Raw genomic sequence first — 2,898 nt, 5'->3', positions numbered from 1 at the left:
CCGGGCCGCGCCCGGCGGCGGCGCGGGGGCCTCCGACGCGGCGCGCGCCACCGTGACGGTGCTGCACCGCGTCTGCCGGGTCTACGCACGCGTCGGGATCGCCGTGCCGGTCCTCGGGCTGGCCACCGCGCTCGCCATGGGAGTGCTGGGCGACGGCTGGCTCATCGCCTCCATCGCGTTGACGGCGGCCGCCGCCGGACTGCTCATCGCCTTCGTCCTGCCCCGGCAGGACGAACTCCTCGAGGAACTCGGCGCCCACCGGCCGGTGGACCGCGCCGCCACCGTGCAACTGGGCATGTACACCGGTCTCTTCAATGTGCTGTGGGCCACCGTCACGGTCCTGATGATCGTCCGCCCCGGCTCCACGACGGGAGCCTGACCGCTCGCGCCCGGCGCACCCGGAGGGCGCGCGACGCCGACCCGGTTGTCCGTTCTGCGTCAACTCGTACGGGGGAATTGGCACTCCGAGGTGTGCGGGCGCCTACACTCGGCACTCGCGTCCCGCTCGGGGACCGCCGAGCAGAAAGGCACGTTGTCGGGTGTTCCAGGATTCCCCCATCTACGACCGACTCATCGCGGAGTGCGGCGACGTGCCCGCACAGGTCCGCCGCGAGGCCGAACGCGTGAGCAGGGAACTGGAGTCGGTCATGCGACCCCTGCAGTCGCCCGGGTCCCTGCCGGGACTGGACCGGCCGCACGCGCCGGGCAACGGCTGGCAGCGCACCGCCCTGTTGCCCGGCCCGCAGCCGTCCTGACCCGGCGCGGCGCGCCGACGCACCGTCAGAGCACGCCGGTCCGCGCCTCGTCGCCCGTCGCCGCGGCCACCTGGACCGGCCGGGCCAGCCATTCGGCGATGGTGCGCGCGATCGGCTGTTCCGTCTCCACCTCCACGAACCCGAACTGCCCGGACTGGTTGCACTCCAGGAACCACCACACCCCGTCGGCGTCCTCGGCGAAGTCGAAGGCCCCGTACGCCAGTCCGGCCTCGCGCAGATAGGCGCGGACGGCGTCGGCGGTGCGCGACGGCACGTCCACCGGCGTCCAGGGTGCCCCGGGCGCCGCGAAACGCACGTCGACCTCGTCCGGATCCGCGTCCGGATCCGTCTCCTTGCGCGCCGCCAGCAGCTTCTCGCCGACGGCGGTCAGCCGGATGTCGGCCCGCTTGGCGATCCGCCGCTGGAACAGCGTCGGCCCGAACGCGACGGCGGAGAAGTCGGCGTCCGGCGGCACCCTGCTGGTCGGCACGGCCCGCGGCGGATCCTGCGGGTGTGCGCCCGACACCGGCTTGACCACCAGATCCGGGAAACGCTCCGCGAACTCCCGCGCGGCGCGCGGGAACGTGGTGATCACGGTGGCCGGCACGGGCAGGCCGCAGCGCTGGGCCAGCCGCAGTTGCCACGGCTTGTGGCGGGCCTGCCGGGCGGCGTCCGGATGGTTCATCCAGCGCGCGTCCGAGCCGCGCAGCATGCCGTAGAGCGCCTGCGACGCCTCCTCGGTCAGCCAGGCGGACGGCTGCGCCGCCCGGGCCGCGGGCTCGCCCGGCCTGCGCACCCACACCGAGCGGAGCCCTCCGATGCTCACCAGCCTTCCCCCGGTGGACAGATGGCCGCGGAACCGGCCGTGGACGTACTCCCCGGACAGGGACACCCCGTCGGTGAGATCGGCGGGGTCCAGGCGCACCACCGGGACCCCGTGGCCGTTCAGGTGCACGACCACCATGTCGGCGGTCACGTCCTCCTCGCACGTGAGGATCAGCACGGTCATCGTCTACGGTCCGCTGTCAGTCGTCGAAGTGGGTCTTGGAGCCCGCCGTGGATGTCGTGGTCCCCACCTCCCGCAACAACGCGTGGTCGCAAGCGGCGATCCGTCCGTCGACGAGAACGTTCAACTGCAGTCCGGAGTCGTACGAATACGGAGTGGCGACCGCCAACTCCACCGCCGGACGGGCGTAGTTGAGCGCGAACGGTTGCATCGTCTCTCCCTCGTCGGTGCTGCGCCGACCAGGCGGGGCCACCTGTGCGCCGTTGCCTGGTCCGCCGACTTCTTTTGGCTTCCAGTCACTTATACGAATCGAACGGGTGGTTGGTTTCCTTACGGAGCGTAGTCATCGGCGGGCCGGCGGACGGGCCGCCGGGACGTCGACGCAGGCGCACCCTCGCCGAGGGAGCCGCGCATGGAGCGCAGAGCGAGCAGCAGGACACCGATGTCGTCCAGATAGACCGGGTCGGGCAGCAGGTCGGTGGGCAGGACCAGATAGAGGACGGCACCCCAGAAGACCCAGCGGGGGCCCGTGGGAAGACCGGCACGCCGGAGATCGCGCCGGGTACGGACCAGCCGTACCAGGAGCGCGAGAGCGGCGCAGAGCAGAGCGGCCGCGAGTACCGCGACCACGACGAGCACCGTGGTGGTCGAATCCACCAGTCGCCCTCCTCCCGGTGTGCCCTGACACGGGCCTCATGGACTGGATTCCCGTTTCCGGCCCGGGTATGGGGGCCGGGACCGGACATGTCCGACCGGGTCCGTTTCCCCGCTTCAGCGGGGTGAAACACGGGATCGTCGCAGGTCATCCCCGTGGCCCAGTCGGGTGGCAGGGGGGTGCGCAGGGGCCTAGTAATGGTCAGCGTAACGTCGCTCGTCGCACGTGGGGGGTGTGGGAGCGGCACGAAAGCCTTCACCCATGGAGCCGAGTATGACCTCCTGTGCCTCGTCCCCTCCGCCGAACGACCCCGCCATACCCCCCGAGGCGGCCCCGGCGTCCCCGCCCTCCGCGGCGACGCTCACGATCACCGGCGCCCACCGGCCGGATCCCGTCCACGTCCGGCCCGGCGCCGCCCCGACGGCACCCGCACCCGGCGCCGATCCGGCCGGACCCCCGTCCCCGGGGCATCCGGAAGGGCA

At 72.5% G+C, this 2,898-nt stretch carries 5 protein-coding genes and 1 pseudogene; 3 read left to right on the top strand and 3 right to left on the bottom strand.

What is annotated here, in order from left to right; all coding sequences use genetic code 11:
* Positions 1-379: hypothetical protein (locus tag G3I53_RS19870; protein ID WP_164438604.1), on the top strand; the 379-nt coding region annotated here is incomplete at its 5' end.
* Positions 380-539: 160 nt separating this feature from the next.
* Positions 540-755: a hypothetical protein gene (locus tag G3I53_RS19865; protein ID WP_164336615.1), complete on the top strand. Its 216-nt coding sequence runs from the start codon at positions 540-542 to the stop codon at positions 753-755.
* A 25-nt stretch (positions 756-780) separates the two neighbouring features.
* On the opposite strand, the gene tgmB is transcribed toward G3I53_RS19865, so the two are convergent.
* The 3 genes from tgmB to G3I53_RS19850 all read right to left on the bottom strand — a co-directional run bounded on the left by tgmB (position 781) and on the right by G3I53_RS19850 (position 2,418).
* A complete protein-coding gene (gene tgmB, locus G3I53_RS19860; RefSeq protein WP_164336613.1) occupies positions 781-1,764 on the bottom strand; it encodes an ATP-grasp ribosomal peptide maturase in 984 nt (327 codons plus the stop codon).
* A 16-nt stretch (positions 1,765-1,780) separates the two neighbouring features.
* Positions 1,781-1,972, bottom strand: a complete 192-nt coding sequence (gene tgmA / locus G3I53_RS19855) for a putative ATP-grasp-modified RiPP (protein WP_164336612.1) — start codon at positions 1,970-1,972, stop codon at positions 1,781-1,783.
* A gap of 119 nt (positions 1,973-2,091) precedes the next feature.
* Entirely contained in the window at positions 2,092-2,418 is a 327-nt protein-coding gene (locus tag G3I53_RS19850) for a YkvA family protein (RefSeq protein ID WP_164336610.1), read from the bottom strand.
* 271 nt (positions 2,419-2,689) lie between these two features.
* Between G3I53_RS19850 and G3I53_RS33375 the strand changes: the two are divergent.
* Positions 2,690-2,898 (top strand): annotated as a pseudogene (locus G3I53_RS33375) (hypothetical protein); the annotation flags it as partial.

This window comes from Streptomyces sp. SID14436 (genome assembly GCF_010548465.1).
Taxonomy (GTDB): domain Bacteria; phylum Actinomycetota; class Actinomycetes; order Streptomycetales; family Streptomycetaceae; genus Streptomyces.
This window is presented reverse-complemented; position numbering and strand designations above follow the sequence as displayed.